Origin of the sequence: Lysinibacillus sp. OF-1 (genome assembly GCF_028356935.1) — a bacterium.
GTDB classification, from domain to species: Bacteria; Bacillota; Bacilli; order Bacillales_A; family Planococcaceae; genus Lysinibacillus; species Lysinibacillus fusiformis_D.
On sequence record NZ_CP102798.1, the window covers coordinates 4,198,378 to 4,221,157 of the forward strand.

Annotated in this window: 21 protein-coding genes and 1 tRNA gene; 10 read left to right on the plus strand and 12 right to left on the minus strand. The window is 37.8% G+C overall.

From position 1 onward, the window contains the following. Positions 1 to 413: 413 nt before the first annotated feature. From tsaD to NV349_RS20560, 6 genes are all read right to left on the minus strand, one after another. Positions 414 to 1,430 (minus strand): tRNA (adenosine(37)-N6)-threonylcarbamoyltransferase complex transferase subunit TsaD, encoded by a 1,017-nt coding sequence (gene tsaD / locus NV349_RS20535; RefSeq protein ID WP_271911080.1) that lies wholly within the window; start codon positions 1,428 to 1,430, stop codon positions 414 to 416. After that, positions 1,430 to 1,882, minus strand: coding sequence for a ribosomal protein S18-alanine N-acetyltransferase (gene rimI / locus NV349_RS20540; RefSeq protein ID WP_058843572.1), 453 nt, complete (start codon positions 1,880 to 1,882; stop codon positions 1,430 to 1,432). The genes tsaD and rimI overlap by 1 nt, the downstream gene beginning before the upstream one ends. Continuing rightward, positions 1,875 to 2,582, minus strand: coding sequence for a tRNA (adenosine(37)-N6)-threonylcarbamoyltransferase complex dimerization subunit type 1 TsaB (gene tsaB, locus NV349_RS20545; protein WP_058843571.1), 708 nt, complete (start codon positions 2,580 to 2,582; stop codon positions 1,875 to 1,877). The genes rimI and tsaB overlap by 8 nt, the downstream gene beginning before the upstream one ends. Continuing rightward, positions 2,579 to 3,028 carry a tRNA (adenosine(37)-N6)-threonylcarbamoyltransferase complex ATPase subunit type 1 TsaE gene (gene tsaE, locus NV349_RS20550; protein ID WP_036119017.1) on the minus strand — a complete coding sequence of 150 codons (450 nt, stop codon included), beginning with the start codon at positions 3,026 to 3,028 and terminating at the stop codon, positions 2,579 to 2,581. The genes tsaB and tsaE overlap by 4 nt, the downstream gene beginning before the upstream one ends. 185 nt (positions 3,029 to 3,213) lie before the next feature. Continuing rightward, positions 3,214 to 3,552, minus strand: coding sequence for a hypothetical protein (locus NV349_RS20555; RefSeq protein WP_036119013.1), 339 nt, complete (start codon positions 3,550 to 3,552; stop codon positions 3,214 to 3,216). Between the two features lie 470 nt (positions 3,553 to 4,022). After that, positions 4,023 to 4,098 (minus strand) — tRNA-Asp (locus NV349_RS20560). Positions 4,099 to 4,247: 149 nt separating this feature from the next. Between NV349_RS20560 and opp3b the strand changes: the two genes are divergently transcribed. From opp3b to NV349_RS20580, 4 genes are read left to right on the plus strand one after another with little or no spacing between them, the layout of a single operon-like run. After that, complete coding sequence (gene opp3b / locus NV349_RS20565) at positions 4,248 to 5,177, plus strand: oligopeptide ABC transporter permease (RefSeq protein ID WP_271911085.1); 930 nt, start codon at positions 4,248 to 4,250, stop codon at positions 5,175 to 5,177. Next, positions 5,174 to 6,205: an oligopeptide ABC transporter permease gene (opp3C, locus tag NV349_RS20570; RefSeq protein WP_271911087.1), complete on the plus strand. Its 1,032-nt coding sequence runs from the start codon at positions 5,174 to 5,176 to the stop codon at positions 6,203 to 6,205. The genes opp3b and opp3C overlap by 4 nt, the downstream gene beginning before the upstream one ends. A 13-nt stretch (positions 6,206 to 6,218) precedes the next feature. Further along, positions 6,219 to 8,210: an ABC transporter ATP-binding protein gene (locus NV349_RS20575; protein WP_089934215.1), complete on the plus strand. Its 1,992-nt coding sequence runs from the start codon at positions 6,219 to 6,221 to the stop codon at positions 8,208 to 8,210. Then, positions 8,207 to 8,572: a DUF3899 domain-containing protein gene (locus NV349_RS20580; protein WP_231744985.1), complete on the plus strand. Its 366-nt coding sequence runs from the start codon at positions 8,207 to 8,209 to the stop codon at positions 8,570 to 8,572. Before NV349_RS20575 ends, NV349_RS20580 begins: the two co-directional genes overlap by 4 nt. Before the next feature lie 424 nt (positions 8,573 to 8,996). Here NV349_RS20580 and NV349_RS20585 read toward each other — a convergent pair whose 3' ends face one another. Next, positions 8,997 to 10,679, minus strand: a complete 1,683-nt coding sequence (locus NV349_RS20585; protein ID WP_271911090.1) for a peptide ABC transporter substrate-binding protein — start codon at positions 10,677 to 10,679, stop codon at positions 8,997 to 8,999. Positions 10,680 to 10,815: 136 nt separating this feature from the next. Here NV349_RS20585 and NV349_RS20590 point away from each other — a divergent pair, with 136 nt between their 5' ends. Both NV349_RS20590 and rpoN read left to right on the plus strand, forming a co-directional pair. Next, positions 10,816 to 11,880 (plus strand): M24 family metallopeptidase, encoded by a 1,065-nt coding sequence (locus NV349_RS20590; protein WP_271911092.1) that lies wholly within the window; start codon positions 10,816 to 10,818, stop codon positions 11,878 to 11,880. 176 nt (positions 11,881 to 12,056) lie between these two features. After that, positions 12,057 to 13,343, plus strand: a complete 1,287-nt coding sequence (rpoN, locus tag NV349_RS20595; protein WP_271911094.1) for an RNA polymerase factor sigma-54 — start codon at positions 12,057 to 12,059, stop codon at positions 13,341 to 13,343. Between the two features lie 70 nt (positions 13,344 to 13,413). Here the strand turns inward: rpoN and NV349_RS20600 are convergent, their stop codons facing one another. The 5 genes from NV349_RS20600 to NV349_RS20620 are packed head-to-tail and all read right to left on the minus strand — an operon-like array spanning position 13,414 to position 18,925. Continuing rightward, positions 13,414 to 14,895 carry an aldehyde dehydrogenase family protein gene (locus NV349_RS20600; RefSeq protein WP_271913637.1) on the minus strand — a complete coding sequence of 494 codons (1,482 nt, stop codon included), beginning with the start codon at positions 14,893 to 14,895 and terminating at the stop codon, positions 13,414 to 13,416. Between the two features lie 18 nt (positions 14,896 to 14,913). Further along, a complete protein-coding gene (gene dapA / locus NV349_RS20605) occupies positions 14,914 to 15,816 on the minus strand; it encodes a 4-hydroxy-tetrahydrodipicolinate synthase (RefSeq protein WP_271911096.1) in 903 nt (300 codons plus the stop codon). Between the two features lie 26 nt (positions 15,817 to 15,842). Then, positions 15,843 to 16,715, minus strand: a complete 873-nt coding sequence (locus NV349_RS20610) for a proline racemase family protein (protein ID WP_089934207.1) — start codon at positions 16,713 to 16,715, stop codon at positions 15,843 to 15,845. A gap of 12 nt (positions 16,716 to 16,727) precedes the next feature. Next, complete coding sequence (locus NV349_RS20615; RefSeq protein ID WP_058843565.1) at positions 16,728 to 17,747, minus strand: proline racemase family protein; 1,020 nt, start codon at positions 17,745 to 17,747, stop codon at positions 16,728 to 16,730. Beyond that, positions 17,744 to 18,925, minus strand: a complete 1,182-nt coding sequence (locus NV349_RS20620; protein ID WP_036119068.1) for an NAD(P)/FAD-dependent oxidoreductase — start codon at positions 18,923 to 18,925, stop codon at positions 17,744 to 17,746. Before NV349_RS20620 ends, NV349_RS20615 begins: the two co-directional genes overlap by 4 nt. Before the next feature lie 154 nt (positions 18,926 to 19,079). Here NV349_RS20620 and NV349_RS20625 point away from each other — a divergent pair, with 154 nt between their 5' ends. From NV349_RS20625 to NV349_RS20640, 4 genes are all read left to right on the plus strand, one after another. Beyond that, positions 19,080 to 20,786, plus strand: coding sequence for a sigma-54 interaction domain-containing protein (locus NV349_RS20625; protein ID WP_249646070.1), 1,707 nt, complete (start codon positions 19,080 to 19,082; stop codon positions 20,784 to 20,786). A 141-nt stretch (positions 20,787 to 20,927) separates the two neighbouring features. Then, positions 20,928 to 21,197: a (2Fe-2S)-binding protein gene (locus tag NV349_RS20630; RefSeq protein ID WP_058843564.1), complete on the plus strand. Its 270-nt coding sequence runs from the start codon at positions 20,928 to 20,930 to the stop codon at positions 21,195 to 21,197. Then, on the plus strand, positions 21,194 to 21,532 hold the full coding sequence (locus tag NV349_RS20635) for a (2Fe-2S)-binding protein (protein WP_036119074.1): 339 nt from the start codon (positions 21,194 to 21,196) through the stop codon (positions 21,530 to 21,532). Before NV349_RS20630 ends, NV349_RS20635 begins: the two co-directional genes overlap by 4 nt. Further along, positions 21,525 to 22,745, plus strand: a complete 1,221-nt coding sequence (locus NV349_RS20640; RefSeq protein ID WP_089934205.1) for an NAD(P)/FAD-dependent oxidoreductase — start codon at positions 21,525 to 21,527, stop codon at positions 22,743 to 22,745. The genes NV349_RS20635 and NV349_RS20640 overlap by 8 nt, the downstream gene beginning before the upstream one ends. Positions 22,746 to 22,780 lie beyond the last annotated feature (35 nt).

Below are 22,780 nucleotides of genomic sequence, written 5' to 3' on the forward strand. Positions count from 1 at the left end.
GCATGGCTTTTTTCTTTACACACCTTTATTTTTCATATATATTGGTCAAGTGCTATTTTTCGACAAAAAGTGCCCACAGTTTTATACACACTATAAATCTAGTAATACCAACATATCAACAGAGTTTTCCACATTGTCCACAATCAAAAATTATTTTATCCACATCATCCCTTGTAAAACATGCTACTATATATTGAATAATCACAAGTTATGCACAAGTTATCAACATATTGTGCATAAGTACGCGTGTTCGGTACTTATTTCGCTCCATTACCTGTGGATAATTTTCTGAAAAATTTGTCAATTAAAGTGTTGAATATTATTATTCTCTTCGCAACGTTCATTTTTTATCAACAAATTTTCGACAATCAAAAAAAGAGATATCTTCAATAAGATACCTCCTTCATTTACTGCTACACCCAAGATTTTAACTCCATCCCTGGACGTCCATTCATCATTAAGTTTCCTCGAACCCCCGCCTCAAACATTGGCATGGCTGCTGCTCCAATCATTGCCGCATTATCTGTACACAATTTGAGTGGTGGTACAAAAAATGGGATACCTTCCTCGGCAAATACAGCCTCTAAAGCGCTTCGCAGACCTTTATTCGCTGCTACACCACCAGCTGCTATGACCTGCTTCACCTGATATTCGCGAGCAGCACGCAATGTTTTCGCTGTCAGTACTTCGACAACACTTTCCTGAAAACCTTTAGCAACGGCTGCTGGCGAAATAGCTTCGCCTCGTTGATCCATATTGTGTTTATAATTGATGACTGCTGATTTTAAGCCACTAAAGCTAAAATCATAAGAACCCTCCTCTAACCAAACTCTTGGAAAAGGAACAGCCTCTTTACCCTCATGAGCAAGCTGATCAATACGTGGTCCACCTGGATAAGGTAAGTTTAAAACGCGTGCCACTTTATCATAGGCTTCACCAGCTGCATCATCTCGTGTTTCACCAATGACCTCAAAGGAGCCATGTTCCTTCATATAAACAAGCTCTGTATGACCACCTGATACGACAAGTGCCAACAAAGGAAATTCCATTGGCTGAACAAGTGCATTGGCATAAATATGTCCTGCAATATGGTGGACGCCAACAATCGGCAAGCTGTTAGCAAAAGCAAAAGCCTTAGCTGCGTTAATGCCAATCAATAATGCCCCTACAAGACCTGGGCCCTCTGTAACAGCAACTGCATCTAAATCGGCTGGCTTTAAATTAGCTTGTGCCAGTGCTTCTTCTATTACTACTGTAATTTGTTCAACATGATGACGTGATGCAATTTCAGGTACAACCCCACCAAATCGCTTATGACTTTCTATTTGAGAAGCCACAACATTCGACACAATTTCATGACCATTTCGAATAATCGCTGCAGCTGTTTCATCACAACTTGATTCTATTGCTAATATCAATCCATTATTCATTATAAATTCACCCACATGACAAGGGCATCCTCCCCGTTATCAGTATAATAGCCTTTCCGTATGCCACCATCTTGGAATTGAAGCTTGCGATAGAGATTTTGTGCAACCATATTTGTTACACGTACCTCTAACGTCATGACCTCCATTCCATGTAAACGAGCTATTTGCATCGCCTCACGCATTAACCCCTCGCCTATCCCTCGGCCACGTGCCTCCTCAATAACAGCTACATTTGTAATTTGAGCTGCATCTATGACCATCCACATCCCACAAAAACCAATAATACTGTCATTTTCATCTATAGCCAGCACATAATGCGCATACTGATTTTCATGCACTTCGTAGTAAAAGGAATCTAACGTCCATGGCACTGGAAATGAAGTCACTTCAATTTCATAAACCGTTGGCACATCGTCAGAAACCATTTTACGATAAGTTACATTCCTACTCATGTTCCTTCTCCTTCTGTTCTTTCAGCCAGTTCGCCTCAGCTTCTGCAATCCGTTTATATTGTGGAACAAAGTGATGGATAGCTTCGACTCTAGGTAACTCTAATTTCGTTGCTACACGAATGACTTCCGTTGCGCGTGGCAAGTCAAAACTAAATGGTGCACGTACTGCTGTATCACCAAGCACCTGCTCAATATTCTTCCAAAATATATCAACATCTGTTCCTACAAATAGAATAGGCGCCTCTAATGCCTTTAAACGCACTAATAAATCATCAATATGTACATGATGATCCTCCACAAGGGCCTCTAATGTCTCGCCCTGATAAACAGCTGTGTAGACATTGCCTCTTCTAGCATCAATAATTGGGCAAATCAATCCGTTGTAAAGAGCAGCATTAGCAGCCAATGTCTTTAAGCTAGATACACCAACTAAAGGCTTCTGTAATGTCCATGCTAGGGTTTTTGCTAATGTCACGCCTATACGAACACCTGTATAAGAACCTGGCCCTTCAGACACTGCAATCACATCCAAGTCATTCGGTTTTAAACCTATTCGTGCCAAGATTTCTTCAATCGCCGGCATTGCACCTGCAGAATGCGTTAATTTTATGTTTTGTACCATCTCGGCCACCACTTTGCCATCCTTCACAACTGCAATGGAGAGTGGTGTATTTGCTGTTTCTATTCCTAACCAAATCATTTCATTAGCTCCTCACATAGTGCCTCATAGCGTTCTCCACGAGGTATTAACACAAAGCGTCGTTCATTTTCTCCGATTCGGTAAATCTCTATCGCTAAGCGATCCTGTGGCAAATCCTGTTCAATTAAATGCGCCCATTCGACCACTGAAACTGCATCTCCATAAAACAGCTCATCCCAGCCTAGGTCTTCATCACTTTCTGCTAACCTATACACATCTAAATGATTAAACGGTAATCTCCCCTCATACTGCTTAACAATCGTAAATGTTGGACTGTTGACTGTTCGTTTGACCCCAAGTCCCTTTGCCAAGGCTTTCGTAAATGTTGTCTTGCCAGCACCTAGATCCCCTTCTAATGTAATCGTATCTTGAGCTTCTAGTATATTGGCAAGTTTAATGGCGAAACGTTCTGTATCATCAACTGAATTCATGATTATTTCATACATATTCTTTTTTCCTCTCATCACTACATTACCTCTAGTTTACCTAAACTAACGAAAATGTTCAAAGCATCCAATATCATTTATACCTGCTTTGATTGTGCTTGTTAAAAAGCCCTGTTCTGTGATGACAATAGTTAGGTAACCTAAATGCAAACAAAAACACGTCTTCTCTTATGAAGACGTGTCAACTATCTATTGGAATGACCTTTTACAGCTATGATCTCTTTAGCAATTAATTTATCATCCTTAAATTTCACTATATAAGCCTGAGTCAACAGGGTTTCATCATTCCAACGATATTCATTATTTTTAACCTTTTTACCTGCGCCGCCTGCTGTCTCTACTACCTCAATATATGACATATCATTTTTTAATTTCTCAAATTCTACTTCGTTCATATTTTTTTGCCAGTGATACGTATTTGCTTCTTCAATCTCTATAATAGGATCTCCACAGCCTACCATCATAATCATGGAACCAATAAGCAAAGGTAAATAAAGACGTTTTAAGAAATGGTCTTTGCTCATATAAACACCTCCGTAGCCAATCCGATTACTTCTAAATTTTTACCCCTAATTTTTATTTTAGAAACATATCTCATTTTACCTTATAAAAACGCCCTCATTTATCGGTAATTTTTACTATTTTTAGATAATGTTAAAAATATGCAATAAGTTAGGCTCATGTCAATAATTCAATTAACTTCACTGGGATTGGGTGATTTTTTAGTAGCAGTAGAGGCGTTATTTAGGGCAATAGATGTTATTTTATTAAAACCAATGGGAGGTTGGTCATAAAGGCTTCAGAAATTGTAAAGCTTTTAGCCTCTATGTTTCTACCCTATGAACTGGGTCTTTATAAAATGGTGCTTTCACAATTTCAACATAAGCTTGAATGCATTTCATGCTCAAATGCTAAGTTGAAAGAAAATCATTATTAAATAAAAAAAGCTCTTATGACTGTAGCAGTACATAAGAGCGATCATATCAATTTTAAATGGCGGTCCCGACCGGGATCGAACCGGCGATCTCCTGCGTGACAGGCAGGCATGTTAACCGCTACACCACGGGACCTCTTTAAGACATTTATAAATATATCATATAGTAAAAAGCTATGCAATATATATTTTCATATTTTTTCTTCTCATAATTTCTGCAATTGGCATCAATCTTGCAAATAAATTAATAGTTTTAACAACACTATTTAGTAGGAGGTTGGTGCCATGGTTCGGTACATATTTACACGAATTGGTTATATGATCATTACCCTTTTTATTATTATTCTACTGTCATTTTTATTAATGAAAGCTTTGCCAGGTTCACCATTTAATGATGAGCGTCTTCCAGAGTCTCAAAAAGAGCTACTTTACAAAAAATATGGGTTAGACAAGCCTGTTCCTGTGCAATTTGGCATTTATTTAACGAATCTTGTACAAGGAGATTTAGGAGTTTCTTTTGTCTTTGATAATCGACCAGTGACTAAAATTATTCAGGAACGTATCGGTGCATCGGCAATTTTGGGCTTTCAAGCCATTATCGTGGGAACAATTATTGGGCTTTTATTAGGAATTATAGCGGCTCTAAAACATAACACTATTATTGATTATGGAGCCACAATACTAGCCGTACTAGGTATATCGATTCCATCGTTTGTCTTTGCAGGCTTTCTACAATATTGGGTTGGCGTTAAACTAGGCTGGCTACCCATTGCCTTTTGGAATGGCTTTGAATATTCTATTTTACCAACGATTGCTTTAGCAGTTGGAGTAGTTGCTACAATTGCCCGTTTCACGCGCATTGAAATGCTAGAAGTACTTAGTCAAGAATACATCTTAACCGCAAAAGCCAAAGATTTATCAAACCCTTTTATCATTACAAAACATGGTATTCGAAATGCCATGATTCCAATCGTGACTATTATTGGTCCGTTAACTGTTAACACTATTACTGGTTCACTTGTTATTGAAAAGATATTCAGTATTCCAGGTTTAGGTGAGCAGTTTGTTAATTCTATTATTACCAACGATTATCAGCTAATTATGGGAACAACTATTTTTTATGCGGTGCTATTTGTAACCGTTATTTTAATCATCGATATTTTATACGGGTTGATTGATCCCCGAATCCGTGTGACAGGAGGCGATAAGGCATGACTATAAAATTGACAGAAGGTATAACTAAGAGCTATTCAAAGGAGTTATTTGAATATGCAACGCAAACTGATATTACGGATGATATCACCTATCGTCCTGAGCAATCATTTTGGCAAGATGCATGGCGTGGTTTGCGGAAAAATAAAGCAGCTATTGTTGGGTTATGTACTATTATCGTCGTTCTATTACTTGCCATTTTCGGCCCTTTTATGAATAGCCACGGTTATGATGAACAAAATATTGCGCGCACTAATTTACCTCCAAAAATTCCTGTCCTTGAGAATATTTCTTTCTTAGGCTTGAATGGTGTTGATAGCCGAGGCGTAGACCAATATGAAGCAAAAGGGATTGCAGAATATTTTTGGTTTGGTACAGATGAATTAGGTCGAGATCTTTGGACGCGTATATGGGAAGGAACACGAATTTCTCTTTATATTGCTTTTTTAGCAGCAACCATCGATCTCATTATAGGGGTTGCCTATGGGGCTGTCTCAGCATTTTATGGTGGTCGGACAGATAATATCATGCAACGTATTATTGAAGTGTTAGTTGGTATCCCTGGCCTAATTGTGAACATACTTTTGATTCTTATTTTAAAGCCAGGGATTATTTCGATTACGATTGCAATGGTGATTGTAGGCTGGATCAGTATGGCTCGAATTGTTCGAGCACAAATATTGAAGTTAAAATCATATGAATATGTGCTTGCTTCACGGACACTTGGTGCTAGTAACCAACGTCTCATTTGGAAGCATTTAATTCCCAACACGCTTGGGCCAATTATTGTTGCAACTACGTTTACTATTCCAGGAGCCATTTTCACGGAAGCATTATTAAGCTTCATCGGATTAGGGCTACAGCCTCCAACAGCTTCTTTAGGAACAATTGTCAATGATTCGTATAAATTACTACGAATTTATCCACATGGCATGATTGTTTCATCTATTGTCATTAGCTTGATTATGATTAGCTTTAATTTACTCGGGGATGGACTGCGTGATGCATTCGATCCAAAAACTCGTAAATAAGGAGATGCTCTAAATGAAAAAAATATTAGAAGTGAAAAATTTAAGTGTCTCATTCAACACATACAACGGTGAGGTACAAGCAGTACGCAACATTTCATTTGATTTATTTGAAGGTGAAACCTTAGCCATTGTAGGCGAGTCTGGCTCAGGAAAATCAGTTACTTCTAAAAGCCTTCTTCGCCTCAATCCAACTGAGACAACGATATTAAAAAGTGGACACATTTTATATAACGGACATAATATTTTTACTTGCAGTGAGCAAAAAATCCGAGCAATTCGTGGAGCTGAAATAGCCATGATATTTCAAGATCCAATGACTGCTTTAAACCCTACGATGACGATTGGTCGCCAAATAGCAGAAAGTATAAAGAAACATACAACTTTACGTGGCCAACAAATTACTAACCGTGTTATAGAACTATTGCAACTAGTCGGTATTAAAGAAGCTGATAAACGATATAAACAGTACCCACACCAATTTTCTGGAGGGATGCGCCAACGAATAGTGATTGCCATGGCGCTAGCTTGTGAGCCGCGCATCATTATTGCCGATGAGCCTACTACAGCACTAGATGTTTCGATCCAAGCACAAATTTTAGAATTACTAAAAAACATACAACAAAAAATGAATTTATCGATTATCTTTATTACCCATGATTTAGGTGTTGTCGCCAAAATGGCTGATCGTGTTGCTGTTATGTATGCTGGAAAAATAATTGAAATTGGCTTAGTTGATGAAATTTTTTATCATTGTCAACATCCTTATACACAAGGCCTACTTGCAGCCATGCCTAATCCAGATATTGATACCAATTCATTGTATGCCATTCCAGGAACACCACCAAACCTGCTTCAGCCACCTACTGGAGATGCCTTTGCAGCTCGTAATAAACATGCATTGAAAATTGACTTTATAGAGGAGCCACCGATGTTTCAAATAAGCGACACTCATTTCGCAGCAACTTGGTTATTGCATAAACACGCACCTAAAATAGTACCGATTCATCAACAACCTACACAGGTACAGCAAGAGAAAAGTAAAGCACCCACTGTATTCGATAAAGAACATCCATATTTATCATTAAAGGAGGTCAAGCAGCACTTTTCTTTAGGAAAAAACACTGTTAATAAAGCTGTTGATGGCATTACGTTCGATATTTATAAAGGAGAAATTTTTGGTCTAGTGGGAGAATCAGGATGTGGTAAATCTACAACTGGACGTTCCATAATTGGACTCAATTCGATTACTAGCGGAGAAATTCACGTTGATGGTCGTAATATCAATGACAATCAAACAAAAAAAGACAAACTAACTTTCAATAGCAAGGTGCAAATGATTTTCCAAGATCCCTATTCTTCCCTTAATCCGCGTATGAAAATAGCGGATATTATTGCAGAAGGATTGGCCATCCATGAAGTACCAAAAAGTGAATGGAAGCCCAAAATATATGAGCTATTAAAAATAGTAGGATTAACAAAGGAGTATGCAAACCGTTATCCTCACGAGCTTAGTGGTGGACAACGTCAGAGGATTGGTATTGCACGTGCTCTTGCTGTAGAACCTGAGCTCATCATTGCAGATGAACCTATTTCTGCGTTGGACGTGTCCATCCAGGCACAAATAGTGAATCTACTGAAAAAGTTACAAAAGGAACGTGGATTGACCTATCTTTTTATTGCACATGACTTGTCGATGGTGAAATATATTAGTGATCGTATTGGTGTGATGTATCGAGGAAAAATCGTTGAGCTAGCAGACAGTCAAGAGCTCTATGATCACCCAGTACACCCTTATACGAAGTCATTATTATCAGCCATTCCATTGCCAGATCCTAAGTTAGAGCGAGAACGTAAACGCATTATTTTTAATGAAGCTACCTATCAAGCTAGCAGAAATTATGAAAGTGAAAGCTTTGTAGAGATACGGCCTGGTCACTTTGTTATGCTGACAGAAGAAGAGCTTGTCCAATACCGTCTAGCACAAGAAGGAGGTATATCACTTTGAATATAAAGGTCACAGCCCTACTTGCTAGCTGTATTGTCATAAGTTCCCTTAGCTATACTTGGCTCCTCCATCAACCAATAACTTTTTTAACATTGATCAACAATATTTTCCTTATTTCACTTGCGTTCACTATTGTAGGTGCATCATTATTTGTTGTGCAAGGTGGGCTTTTTAATGGTATCGCCTATAGTTTTAAACGTTTTTTTGCACGTGTCACTAAAAATGGTGCCTATGCCTTTGAATTAGATGGAGATTTAGAATTTGTTCATGCACCTTCCTACACCTTCACTTATCCACTATTACTAGCGGGTATACTTGGCTGTTCCGCAACAGCCATTTTATCGATAGTTTTCTATCTATAAATGAAAAACAAAACCATCAATAGAATTTTGTGAAAGGTGAAAAAGGATTTCCGTTGCAGGTTAATTGCTTTCCTCTGGTTGAGCGCCGAGCCGCTTCGCTCAAATGTTTCTTTTTAGCAAAGTTTTTTAAATAAAGTCTGGTAGAGGGGGTGTTGTCACTCATCACTTCTCCACATTGAAAATAAGAGGCTATCTACAAATAATGGGCTATTTTGCTCGCTACGGCTCGTATGAAAGATAAGGAAAGACGCTTTTGCATATGGCGAGACTCTGGAGCAAACGCAGTGAGTGAAGCAGCTCATCGGACGCTGGCGGAACGGAAATCACCCCCTCGCCTTTCAAAATAGCTTTTTCTGCCGTTGACATCGCCCTTTTTCAACAACATGAAAAAATGCTGTCCTCCGAAAGTAGAGGACAGCATTTTTTAGTTTACAATTTCTACCCATTTATAGCTTATGTCAGCTGAGAATGGATGCTCGTATAAATTTTTCACGTATGGTTTTGTCAAACGACTTAACCCTTTTTGAAATGTTGGAGCGAATGCTACGTCTTCCATCATTAATTTTTCAGCTTGCTGCATAAGTTCCCAGCGCTCCATAACATCAGAGGTAGTTTTCGCTTGTTTTATTAATGCATCCACTTTTTCATTTTTATAGTTGGATTGATTATAATAAGCTGTTGATTCAAATAATTCAATGTAAGTCATAGGATCTTGATAGTCAGGACCCCAACCGCCATAGTCTAAGTCAAAATCAACAGCCCCCTCTAATGCAAGTTTTTGCTTATTAGGCTGCATATTAATTGTTAGCTCTAAGCCTTCTAAATTCGTCTCTAATTGATTTTTAATAAATTCAGCAGCTTTCTTAGATTCTGCACGGTCATATGTTAAAAACTCCAGCTTTACTTGGTCTACACCAAGTTCCTTTTTGCCAGTAGCCCATAGTTCCTTCGCTAATTCGATATCTGTTTTATTCATATCACCGTTTCCATCGCGGAAGTCATTCCCCTTGTCATCTGTTGATAATCCCTGTGGTACTAAATAATAAGCAGGAATAGAACCATCCTGTAATATCACATCAGCAAAGCCTTGTTTATCCCATGCCAAATCAATGGCTTTACGAATGTTTTGATTAGCTAAATATTGATTTTCGTGATTTATACGAATAAAATACGTATTTGGCTTTAAAAACGTTGAATACTCTGGACTGTCTTTATATTGAGCGACATACTCACTCGATAACTCGGCAGTGTCTATTTCACCAGCCTCATAGAGATTGACAGCCGTTGCTGTATCTTTGACAATTTTTTGTGTGATTTTAGTAAGCTTGACAGTGTCTTTATCCCAATAACTTTCATTTTTGACGAACGTCCATCCTTGCCCATGTTGCCAAGATTCCATCTGGAAAGGACCATTATAGATCATATTAGCCGCTTCTAGCGCATATTGATCGCCTTGGGATTCTGTAAATTCTTCATTTAATGGGAAAAACGGTGCATAAGTCGTTAAGCTAATAAAATACGGAATAGGCGCATTTAGTTGCACTTCTAATGTTTCATCGTTTAACGCCTTAATACCAATTTCCTCTACCTTTCCATAAAGTGGGTCCTCTTCTGTTTGAACATTGGCCGCATTTTTTATATCCAACATTAAGTAAGAATAAATTGCTTGTGTTTCTGGGTTTATAGCTCTTTTCCAAGCATATTCAAAATCATGTGCTGTAACTGGAGACCCATTACTCCACACTGCATCCTTGCGTATTTTAAATGTATAAACTGTACCATCCTCAGAAACTTCATGTGACTCTGCCATACCCGGAACTGGTGTATTTTCAGGCCCTATACGATATAACCCCTCGAACACAGAGTTCATTGCCGTCACAGCAAGTGCATCTACACTCCCCAATGAGCTCATTGTCGTTAAATCACCTGTTGCAACTAAATGAAGCTCTTGTGCAGCAGTATTGTCGCCTTCATCAGTAGATGCATTGTCTGATTCATTACTATTTGTAGTATTTCCAGAAGTATTGTTTTCTTTCCCGTAACAACCGACCAATACAATGAGCATTAATCCTAACAATACGACAAGCCATTTTGTTTTTTTAGCCATCCTCAAAACCCCTTTGATTTTATTGCACGAATGAAATCGCACTATAAAAATCTATGCAATTTTCATGCCGACGCCAAATATTTTTAAAATTGGCACAGATTTTGCATTATAATTTCACTAAAGGGGGAATGACAACATGTCAAAATTAGAACAATTACGAATTGCTTTACAAGCACAAGATACAAGCGCAATGATTATCACAAATGCACAAAACCGACGTTATCTAACAGGATTTACTGGAAGTGCAGGAACGGTTGTAGTAACTAATAGGCGCGCACTTTTATTGGTGGACTTCCGCTACACACAACAAGCAACGGAGCAAAGTAAAACTTTCGAGGTTCATGAGATTGATCGCAACCGTATATATGAAACGATTCAAGAGATTTTAGATCAAGATTCAATCCAATCAGTTGGCTTTGAACAACATCACGTAACTTATTACGCCTATCAATTAATGGCTAATAAATTGACAGCAACATTAAAGCCTTTATCTAATATTGTGGAAAATTTACGTATGATTAAGACACCAGAAGAAATTGAAATAATTAAGAAGGCAGCTTGGATTTCAGATGAGGCATTTAAGCATATTTTAACATTCATTAAACCGGGTGTTTCAGAAATCGAAATTGCCAATGAATTGGAATCCCATATGCGAAAAAACGGTGCAACTAGTGCTGCATTTGATATGATTATCGCTTCAGGTCATCGCTCTGCTCTACCACATGGTGTAGCATCTTCAAAAATAATTGAGCAAGGTGACATGCTAACACTTGATTTTGGTGCTTATTATCAAGGCTATCGTTCTGACATGACAAGAACTATTGCTGTTGGTGAGCCACCTGAACAATTAAAAGAAATATATCAAATTGTTTATGATTCCTTGCAACATGCTCTTTCTAATATGAAAGCTGGTATGACAGGGCAAAATGCAGATAGCTATACACGTGACTACATTACAGCTAAAGGCTATGGGGACAATTACGGACATGGAGCAGGACATGGCATCGGGTTAGATATCCATGAAAATATATTCATGTCGTCAGTTTGTGAAGACATCTTAGAAGAGAATATGGTACTTACAGTTGAGCCAGGCATTTACGTTCCACAAGTTGGCGGTGTTCGCATAGAAGATGATGTCATCATTACAAAAGACGGTGTAGAAGTGATCACACACTCACCAAAAGAACTCATTATTTTATAATTTCTTTACACTTATCCTATAGATGTTTACTTTTTTTACACTTTTTAAAAACCTTTCATTTCAACATTTTGAGCTTTTTATTGGAAGCTTATAATATATTTCGTTGCACATGTCAAAATTTCTTGTCACTATATTTTCTAAGGTTAGATAGATTGATAGAGAATCGAGGTTTTATTATGCAACTTTCTATTAAGCAAACACAAGAATTACAAATCGTTATGTCTGCCCAACTTCGTCAGGCAATCGAGCTACTCCAATATTCAACTCAGGAATTAGAACAATATATACGTGAACAAGAACTCGTTAATCCTTTAATTGAATTAAGTGAACCAACACTTAAAGACCATCTACAGATTCCAAAAATGAGTAGCAGACATCTTGATATTATGCATCTTTCCACAAAATGTGAAAAAAATGTTCGTGATGAACTATTCCAACAGGTCAGGCTAACATTTTCTAACGAAAAGGACATTCAACTCTTAAAACATATTATTTATCATTTAGATGACAATGGTTATTATGAGCATTCAACACAAACGTCTTATAATGACCTAGAAATTGAAAAGGGCATTCATTTATTACAAACAATTGGTCCCTTAGGAATTGGTGCACGCAATTTGAAGGAATGTTTACTATTGCAAACCATTTATTGTCATAACAGCCCTGCTCATGCTGAAACCGTTATTTCTAATTATCTAGAAGAGCTTGCCAATAAGAAGTGGAAACAAATCTCAAAAGAGCTGGATATATCGCTAAGTGACTTACAAATGATCTATCTTTTTATACAATCACTACAGCCAAAGCTGAGCTCATTATTTTATCAAGAGTTGGTACATACGACGATACCAGATATCATTGTTGATATCGTTGATGGTGGGATTACCTTTTCGTTAAATGATTATTATTTACCAAAAGTTAATATTCACGCTGACTACTTTCCTTATATAAAAACGCATTCCTCAGAGAAGAGTTATTTTAAAAAACACTTAACTGACTACCATTGGTTAGTTAACAGCATTGAACAACGTCGAAATACAATGATCAATATCATGAAGGCACTTATTGAAAAACAAAAGAAGTTTTTTCTATATGGCTTTGATGCCATGCAACCACTTACGTTGCGTGAAATTGCTGACCAAATAGATGTTCATGAATCAACGGTTAGCCGCATTACAACGAATAAATATGTACAAACTGCTTTTGGCACATTTGAATTAAAAGAATTATTCACCTCTAAATTGTCAACAGCAAATGGTCATAGTGTGTCGCAAATAAAGGTGAAGTCATTGCTGTCAGACTATATAAAATCTGAAAATAAAGCAAAGCCCTTCTCTGATCAAAAAATAGCTGAGTATTTTAACTCTGCGTTGGGAATTGAAATATCTCGTCGTACCATAGCCAAATATCGCGAGGACATGAACATACCTTCCTCTGCTAGACGTAAAATAAACCAGTTTAAATAATGAGAAAAGGAGCTATCTATTGGGGGGTAGCTCCTTTTCCATCTAAACAAATTTAAAGCAGACTCACTTATTATTGCTTCATATTGACAAATACACTTTTCACCTCAGTATAATTGGACAAACCATATTCGCCGCCCATTTCACGACCAATACCTGACTGTTTATAGCCACCAAATGGCATCGTTTCCCATTCTAAGCCAAAATCATTAATCCATACTGTTCCTGCCTGTAGTTTACTAGCAATATAATGTGCTTTTTTTACATTTTCTGTCCAAATGCTTGCAGCAAGTCCATACTTACTATTATTAGCACGCACGATCACTTCTTCTATTGTTTCAAACGATAGAATAGACATAACAGGTCCGAAAATCTCCTCCTGAGCAATCGTCATCGTGTCCTGTACATCAGCAAAGATAGTTGGTTGTACAAAAAATCCCTTTTGGAGTGCTCGATTACCACCAGCTACTAAGCGAGCACCCTCTTCTTTTCCTTTTTCAATAAAACCAAGGACTGTATTTAATTGCTTTTGTGACACTAACGGGCCCATTTCTGTTTCCGGATCTAGTCCTGGTCCTACCTTCAATGCCTTAGCCTTTTCTGCAAGTCGTTCAACAAATTGATTGTATAGACTACTATGCACAAATACTCGTGTACATGCGCTACAGTTTTGGCCGTGATTGTACATCGTTCCAGCAAAAGTTCCCTCTATTGCTTCCTGTACATCTGCATCTGGTAACACAATAGCAGGAGATTTCCCTCCAAGCTCTAATGTTACACTTTTCACTTCATCAGCTGCCTTTTTCATCACGTGGATTCCAGTTTTTGTTGATCCAGTGAAGGCTACTTTAGCTACACCTTTATGTGTAACAATAGCTTCTCCAGCTTCTCCCGTACCCGGTACAATATTTACTACACCATTTGGAAAACCAGCTTGTTTCATTAATTGCCCTACATATAATAATGATAATGGCGTTTCAGCCGCTGGTTTGATGACAATCGTACACCCTACAGCTAACGCTGCGCCTAGCTTCCATGCCGCCATTGCAAGAGGGAAATTCCAAGGAATAATTTGACCTACAACACCAACAGGCTCATGTACAATATAATTTAAGTAATCCTTGGATACTTGTACAGTCTGTCCTGTAATTTTTGTCGCCCACCCTGCATAATAACGGAAATGCTGAACAGTGCCATCCACATCATCTGCGAGAGCAGTTTGATATGGTTTACCATTGTCTATTGATTCAAGCTGTGCTAGCTCTTCACGATGTTCTTCTAGTAAATCTGCCAATTTATAAATAATTCGTGAGCGTTCAGCTGCCTCCATCGTTGACCATGCACCATCAAATGCTTTTTGAGCAGCTTCTACTGCAAGATCAATATCTTCTGCCTGTGCTTCGCTTACTACAGCGATGACCTCTTCATTAGCAGGATTTAGAACATTCAATGTTTTACCTGATTGAGCTTGCATGTATTCACCGTCGATATACAAGCCGATTGTGGACTGTAGAAATTCCTTTACTTGTGGTTTTAATGTCAACATTGCCTCCATCATTCATCCCCCTTTGCATTAATAATGTTCAATTGCCAGTACGTCTAAATTAGTCATAATTGCTTTAAGTTGGGCATCTTCTTCCTCTGTTAGTGGGAGTCGTGGTAGACGACATGGTCCCCCTGCCCATCCTTTTAGTTCCATTGCACGTTTAGTGATTTGTACATATTTACCTGATCCCTCTAAAAATGCACATAAAGGTAATAAACGATCATAAATTGCCCAAGCTGCCTCTAAATTTCCTTCTTTTACTTGACTATATAACTTTGTGACAAACTCTGGCACAATATTTCCAGATACAGAAATCCACCCAACAGCTCCAACTAAAAATGATTCTATGGCTAAGTCCTCTGAACCACAAAATACTTTAATATTATCTTGGCCTTGACGTACGATATCACGCGCTTTTCCAATACTGCCGCTCGATTCTTTAATATGTGTAATATTTGGAACATCTCTACCTACTTTTAAAATCGTTTCTAAACCAATATCTACCCCCGAAGTAAACGGATTATTATAGATCATAATAGGGAAGCTTACAGATTCGGCTACTGATTTAAAATGAACATATATTTCCTCATCTTTTGGGTGTGCATAATAGGAATTAATCAATAATGCTGCGTCTGCGCCGGCCTGTTCAGCCTGCTGTGTATAGGTGATAGCCTCTGCAGTTGTCTCAGCAGCTGTACCAACAATCAATGTAATTCGCCCTTTAATTTGATCTACAGCTACTTCTACTGCTTTAAACCGTTCTTCTTTCGTTAAACTTACAAATTCGCCTGTACTACCGTTAATAGCAATACCTGTTACCCCTGCTTCAATAAAGTGTTCAATATTTTGACGGAAACCATCCCAATCAATGTCCGTTTGGTTTTTCATTGGTGTTACTAATACCGGAAATACACCTTCTAATTTTTTCATCTTTTTTCCTCCTCTATCCTCTTTTATTACACTATGATAAATCCATGCTGCAAAGGATCTTCACGGTCCACTACAAATTGATGGATTCCTGTGATATATCCTGTTAATGCAATTTCATAGCCAGCTTCATGTTTTTGACTAATTTCAATGCTGCTACCAAAAATACTGTCATTTTTTTTGACAGCTTCTTCCCCTAAAACTGCTAGTAACGCCAATGTACTGTCCACACCAGGTGAACGTAATATATAGCCATCTCGCTCAAAGGTAACTGACCGTACTGAACTGTCCAGCTGTTCATACATAATGACACCATCCGCTGTACTATATTTCTCACTTTCTAGTAATCCCCACGTACTGATTTCTGCTAATTCATCTAGAACAATTGCCTTTAATTGATGTGGTTTTTCTACAACAAAGTAGCGGCGCTCATTATCGATAATTACTTCGTCACCTTCTATATGCGCTGGCTTCAATGTCAAATGAACTGATAAAACAGTATCTTTCGGTTCAGAAAGTTTTACATAGGCTTCATAAACACCTTTTACTGTTTCAATAGAGTAAATATTATCTCTTGAAAGCTCTATTATTCCTTGCTCAATCAACGCTGTCATTGTGGCTACAAGTGCTTCATACTTAAAATTTGTAGAAGCCGAATGTTGGAAAAATAATAGTCGATAGGATGCAATAGCTGATGGTAAAACAAGACAGCCATTCATTCCACGGTGTCCTCTAGGTTCATTCAGAAGCAATTGTTTTGTATCTTCGAATTGCGTATTTAAAGCATGAGCCGCTTCCGTAATATTTTCATGCGCAAGTATGATTGGTGATTGCACAATAATACGAAAGGCTTCTCCCACTACTTGTGTATCGATCGTTTGAAAAGACTTATGAAAATTCATGCTTATCCTCCCTTAGTGATCCATTGGCGGAATCATCAAATAGCCCTCTTTCAGTGGATCCTGATTATTGTAAAAGAATCGATGCATACCCATAACCCAGGCAGATCCTGTTACCTCTGGAATAACAGCGGTTAGGCCACTAATAGCTACTTCTTCTAGTACACGTGCTTTAAACATTGTCCCCACAATACTTTCATAGACGAAGGACTCATTGAGAGCGAGCTCATTTTTTGAATAGAGTGTAGCAATTTTTGCGGATGTACCAGTGCCACAAGGGGAACGGTCAATCCCTCCTGGCGGAACAACAACTGTATTTTTTAAATCTGCTAATGGATTGACTGGGTCTGTATAAAACTCAATATGTGTAAGTCCATGGATAAATGGGAATTCTGGATGGACAATATCTTCCTTAGCATTCACAGCATTGCGGAGACGAATAGCTGTGTTAATAATTTTCGTTGAATTGTCTACAGCTAAGTTTAGATTGATTTTTCTAGCATCTATAATGCCGTAAAAGTTCCCTCCATAAGCTATTTCACATTCCACTACACCTAATTCAGAATCATTTATTTCAATCGTTTTTAATAGAAAGGATGGTACATTTTTAAATGTCACTTCCTTCGCTACGCCATCCACTACTTTAATCTTTACATCAATTAAACCTGCAGGTGTGTCCAATTTTATGTTTGTATAAGGTGTATTAACCTCTATTAAATTTGCTTCAATAAGTGCTGTACAAACGCCTATTGTGTCATGTCCACACATCGGCAAGTAACCACCTGTTTCTATATAAATCACTCCAAAATCTGCTTCGGGATGGCAAGGATCTGTAATGATAACACCTGACATCACACTATGTCCTCGTGGTTCATTCATAAGAAATTTTCGAATCCAGTCAAAATTCTCTTGCATAAATAACATTTTTTCAGACATTGTTTTGCCTTCAAGCTTAGGCATACCGCTTATTAATGAACGTGTTGGATTCCCGCCTGTATGGGTATCAATTGTTGTAAAGAGCTTTTGAAATTTCATTTGTGAAGTACTCCTTTCTGGAAACGACTAAGATGAACTGGTTCAGTAGGAATGCATGTATCTTTGTACTGTAGTAATTCTTGGATAAGCTTCCCAGTAACTGCAGCCAAGCTAATTCCATCTCCTTCATGACCTGCCGCAATATAGAAACCAGGCACTTCTTCTACTTCACAAATAATAGGTAAATGATCTTCCGTCCATGGTCTTAACCCTGCATATGTACGAATAATCGACATATCAGCGATTTTTGGATAAAAACGTACAGCACGTCTAGCAATCATTTTCACCACATCATGATTCACCTTCGTGTCAAAGCCTACAAATTCGCGACTACTTCCTATTAAAAAATTTTGTGCCTCTGTCGGCTCAAACACTAACGCTACTCCGTATTTTTCAATATCCACATCCACTTTACGTTCTCCACCAAATTTTGAAATTAAATAACCAAATTCCATCACTTTTCTTAGCCCTACTAGTTGCTGACGTGATGCGACAAGAATATGTCCTTTGCGAGGTTTAATTGGAATATCAACACCCAGCATTTGCCCAATAAACGGTGCCCAAATTCCACAAGCATTAATTACTTTATTTGCTGTTATCCATCCCTCATTCGTTTCAAGTAAAAATGTACCATCTGGCTGTTTCGTAATATTTTTGACTTCTGTATGTTTTTTTATCTTTGCCCCTAACTTTTCAGCTGAGTGGAACATAGAAAATGTCAGCATATATGGGTTCACTGTTGAATCGGTTTTACATTCCAATCCACCGTATAAGTCATCTGCAAAGTATTTTGACTCATTCCGCAAGTCCTCACGATCTAACATTGTAAAATCTAAACCCGCCTCCCGTTGACGATTAACCCACTGCTGAGCAGCCTCCATCTCTAGCTCACTTTCACAAACAAGAATGCTGCCAGGATTCCGATATTCAAAGCTCATATCTAACTCTCGATTTAACTCATGTACTAATCTTTGACTGACTAAAGACATTTGACTGTCAAAGCCAGGATCTTTATCAATAGCTAAAATATTGCCATCACAGCGAGAAGAAGTACCACTCGCAAGTTCATTTTTTTCAAGTATTGTGATATCAAGGCCCGCTTTTGCACAATAATAAGCAATTGCTCCACCAATAATGCCACCGCCAATAATGACGATATCATGATGGGATTTCTTCATGTCTCTCCCCTCCTTTTCTATTCATGACTGTATGATGCAAAAAACATGCCAATCTATCTTATTGGAATTTGTTTGATAAACTAGTCACTATGTGTCAAAATTATTTATATTATTCAAAATAATTTGACAAATAAATAATGAGGGGGGACTTACATTGCATCCATATCATTTAATAATGAATAAAATATTAAAACGTAACTTTGCTATTATTTCTACTGACGATATAGTGTCCAAAATAAACGATGACAGCAAACAATATTTTGTGCTTGAAAATAATAAACCCTATGCAACAATGCGCGGTAAAAGAAAAAATGATGTTCACTATGTTGCTTGTCATACCATCCAGTTGGATTGCCCACTCAACATAGCTATTGAATATATGAAGGAATATGAATTTTTACTAGTTTGTAGTGAGGAAAAACAATATTTAGGATATTTATGGAGAGAGTCCTTAGTATACGATCTTGCCTATGAATTAGAATGTGGCAATGCTTATTTACAAACCATTTTAGACACAATAAATGAATCATGTACTGTCATTGATGCTGAACAAAATGTTGTTTATTGGACGAAGGGAGCAGAAAGCATTTTTTCTGTGTCTGGAGAAAATATTATTGGAAAGCCCATCACTCAATTTTTCAAAGAAGATCAACTAGAAATTTTACATACTTTACAGCATAGAAAATCTGTTTATCAACAGCAGCATTTTCCTCGGGAAGATCTCGTCGTCATGATCAATTCAAACCCTGTTATGCTGCATGATAAGACAATTGGGGCAGTCGTTGCTGAAACTGATATTACCCATGTCAAAAAATTAAACGAAGAGCTTCATCTTACATCTGAAAAATTATTGAATTTAGAGAAACAGATGAATACTAATGGCTTAGCCTATGATCCATTTACACTTATTCGTGGCAATAGTCCAAAGCTTAAAGAAGTATTAGAAAAAGTAAAAAAGGTAGCAGAAACCGAGGCAAATATTTTAATTTACGGAGAGAGTGGAGTTGGTAAAGAACTGTTTGCACGTGCAGTTCATGCCATTCGAGAAAAGCCTGAAGCACCATTTGTCGCTATCAATTGTGGAGCCATTCCTAGTGGCTTATTTGAAAGTGAGATATTTGGTTATGAAAAAGGAGCTTTTTCTGGAGCCCATCAAAAAGGAAAAAAAGGTAAAGTAGAGCTTGCACGTGGAGGTACTTTATTTTTAGATGAAATTGGTGAAATGCCGCTAGAAATGCAAGTAAAGATTTTGCGATTGCTACAGGAAAAAACGTTTTATACAGTTGGCGGTACAAAGGAAATGGACGTTGAATTTAATTTAGTAGCTGCTACTAATAGAGATTTAAAGCAATTAGTGGCAGAAGGAAAATTCAGAGAGGATTTATATTATCGACTGAATGTGGTGAATTTCACAGTTCCCCCGCTTCGAGAGCGAGCATCAGATATTTTAGAAATTAGCAATTATTTCTTATATGAAAAATCGATTAAATATAATCGACCTATTCAAGGAATCCCAACTGAAATAGCCAATGTTCTTTTAAAATACCAATGGCCAGGCAATGTACGAGAATTATCTAACGTTATCGAGCGACTTGTTGTATTTTCTGATGAGGGAGCCATTCATATGGAAGACTTACCTACGGATATTTTAGCAGCTATGCCAAAAGATGAAAAGTTGGAAGTTAAGAGGGATTTTCCTCTAGGGACAGAGCTTAACAATCAACTTGAACATTATGAACGAGAAATTATTTTAGAACAGCTTGCCAAAGTAAATGGTAATAAAAAAATATGTGCTAAAAACTTAGGCATTACTCGTGCCACTTTATACAATCGATTAAAAAAATTAAACATAGATGTCTAACTTTTTAAAATAAATGTCAATGTTTCTATACACTACTTTCACATATGTCTATAAAATCATTTTCTTAGCGACTTTCTTTTTTCTGGCATAGTTTTTGCATTATCTAGTATGGAAAGTATTTCATATAGTAGAGGTGGAACTATGCAAAATAAATCGATGATTGTATGTCGTTGTGAAGAAATTAGTTACGATGAATTAATAGAAAGCGCATCAAAATATAAGTGCTCTGCACGAGAACTGAAGTTACGAACACGTGCAGGAATGGGCTATTGCGGTGGCCGTACATGCCGTACTATGGTAGATAATATTGCTCATCTTCATCATCCACGTACAAATGATGAAATTTCATTAAAACATCAGGCACCCATTCGACCAGTGCGATTCTCCGATTTAGGGGAGGTTAAATCATGACAGAACGTATAATTACCCACCCCGTTTTAGGGAATTTAATCCAAAAAGAAAAAATAACTTTTACTTTTGACGATCAGGTAATTGAAGGTTACAAAGGTGAATCCCTAGCTGCTGCATTGCTAGTACAAGGAATCCGCACTTTACGTTTGCACGAAGAAACAGGGCAGCCTCGAGGCATTTATTGTAATATTGGTCACTGCTTTGAATGCCGTGTCAATATAAACGGCTTGGACGGCGAGCGAGCATGCTTAACCCCTATTTCAGATGGGATGGTTGTAAAAAGTGGGCAGCCACTTCCTACGACAGTAAGGGACTGGAGGAAGAACCATGAATAATAAAGTAATTATAATTGGAGCTGGTCCTGCTGGGCTTGCGGCGGCCATTACATTGGCGGAAAAAAATATTGCTGTCCTTGTTATCGATGAATATTTATATGCTGGCGGGCGATTACTTGGACAATTATATGAAGAGAAGCCAGGAACATGGTGGAATGGTATTGTGGAATCTGAACGTTTATTAAAACGAGCTAAAGCAGTCAATGTTGAATTTTTACTACAAACAAGTGTATCCGATTTAGAAAAAGTGGATCAAACGTGGATCATCCACACAACCAAAGGTATATTTCGTACCCAACATCTGCTATTAGCTACTGGAGCTGCCGAATCACCTTTCCCAATTCCAGGCTGGACTCTACCGGGTGTAATGTCTGTTGGAGCAGCACAAGTAATGACAAATGTGCATCGTGTGAAGCCTGGTAAACGGGGAGTCATTGTCGGGGTCAATGTACTATCTTCTGCTATTGCGATGGAATTACAATTAGCAGGGGTTCAAGTAGCAGCTATCACATTACCTCCCTCTAACTTGTTAGCGAAGAAGAATAGTAATCCTTTAGAAGTTATGAACTCCTTATTACATGTAGCTCATATGGCTCCCTCCCCTCTTGTTAAAATGGGCAGCAAATTGATGAAAAATGACTTTATGAAAAAGCTCGGTATTTCCTTTTATCCCAAAAATGGTGTGAAAATGTGGGATATACCTATTATGTTGCGTAAAGCTGTTATTGAAATCGTCGGTAAAGATCAAGTTGAGGGGGTCGTTTTAGCAACAGTGAATACAGATGGCTCTCTTGTTAAAGGTAGCGAACAACGAATCAAAGCAGATTTTATTTGTATCGCTGGCGGCCTATACCCTTTAGCAGAACTTGCCTCTTTAGCTGGTTGTCCATTCCATTATATCGAAGAATTAGGTGGGTTCATTCCTTTACATAATGAACAAATGGAAACTAATTTAGAGGGGTTGTATGTCGCTGGAAATATTACGGGCATTGAAGGAGCCAAGGTAGCATTAGCACAAGGAAAAGTTGCTGGCCTTACAATTGCTCAACGTCTCAATGCAGGAGCCTCAAAGTATGATATTAAGCTTGCTATCCAAGATGTTGAAAAAACAAGAGCTACTGCACATATTCAATTTCATCCTGAAATTTCAGCCGGTCGTCAACAGATGAAACAAATTTGGGATGAATCTGTTGGACCGCTTACGATTCATTAAAAATGCCTATTAAAGAATAAAAGTCTTTTTCTCAT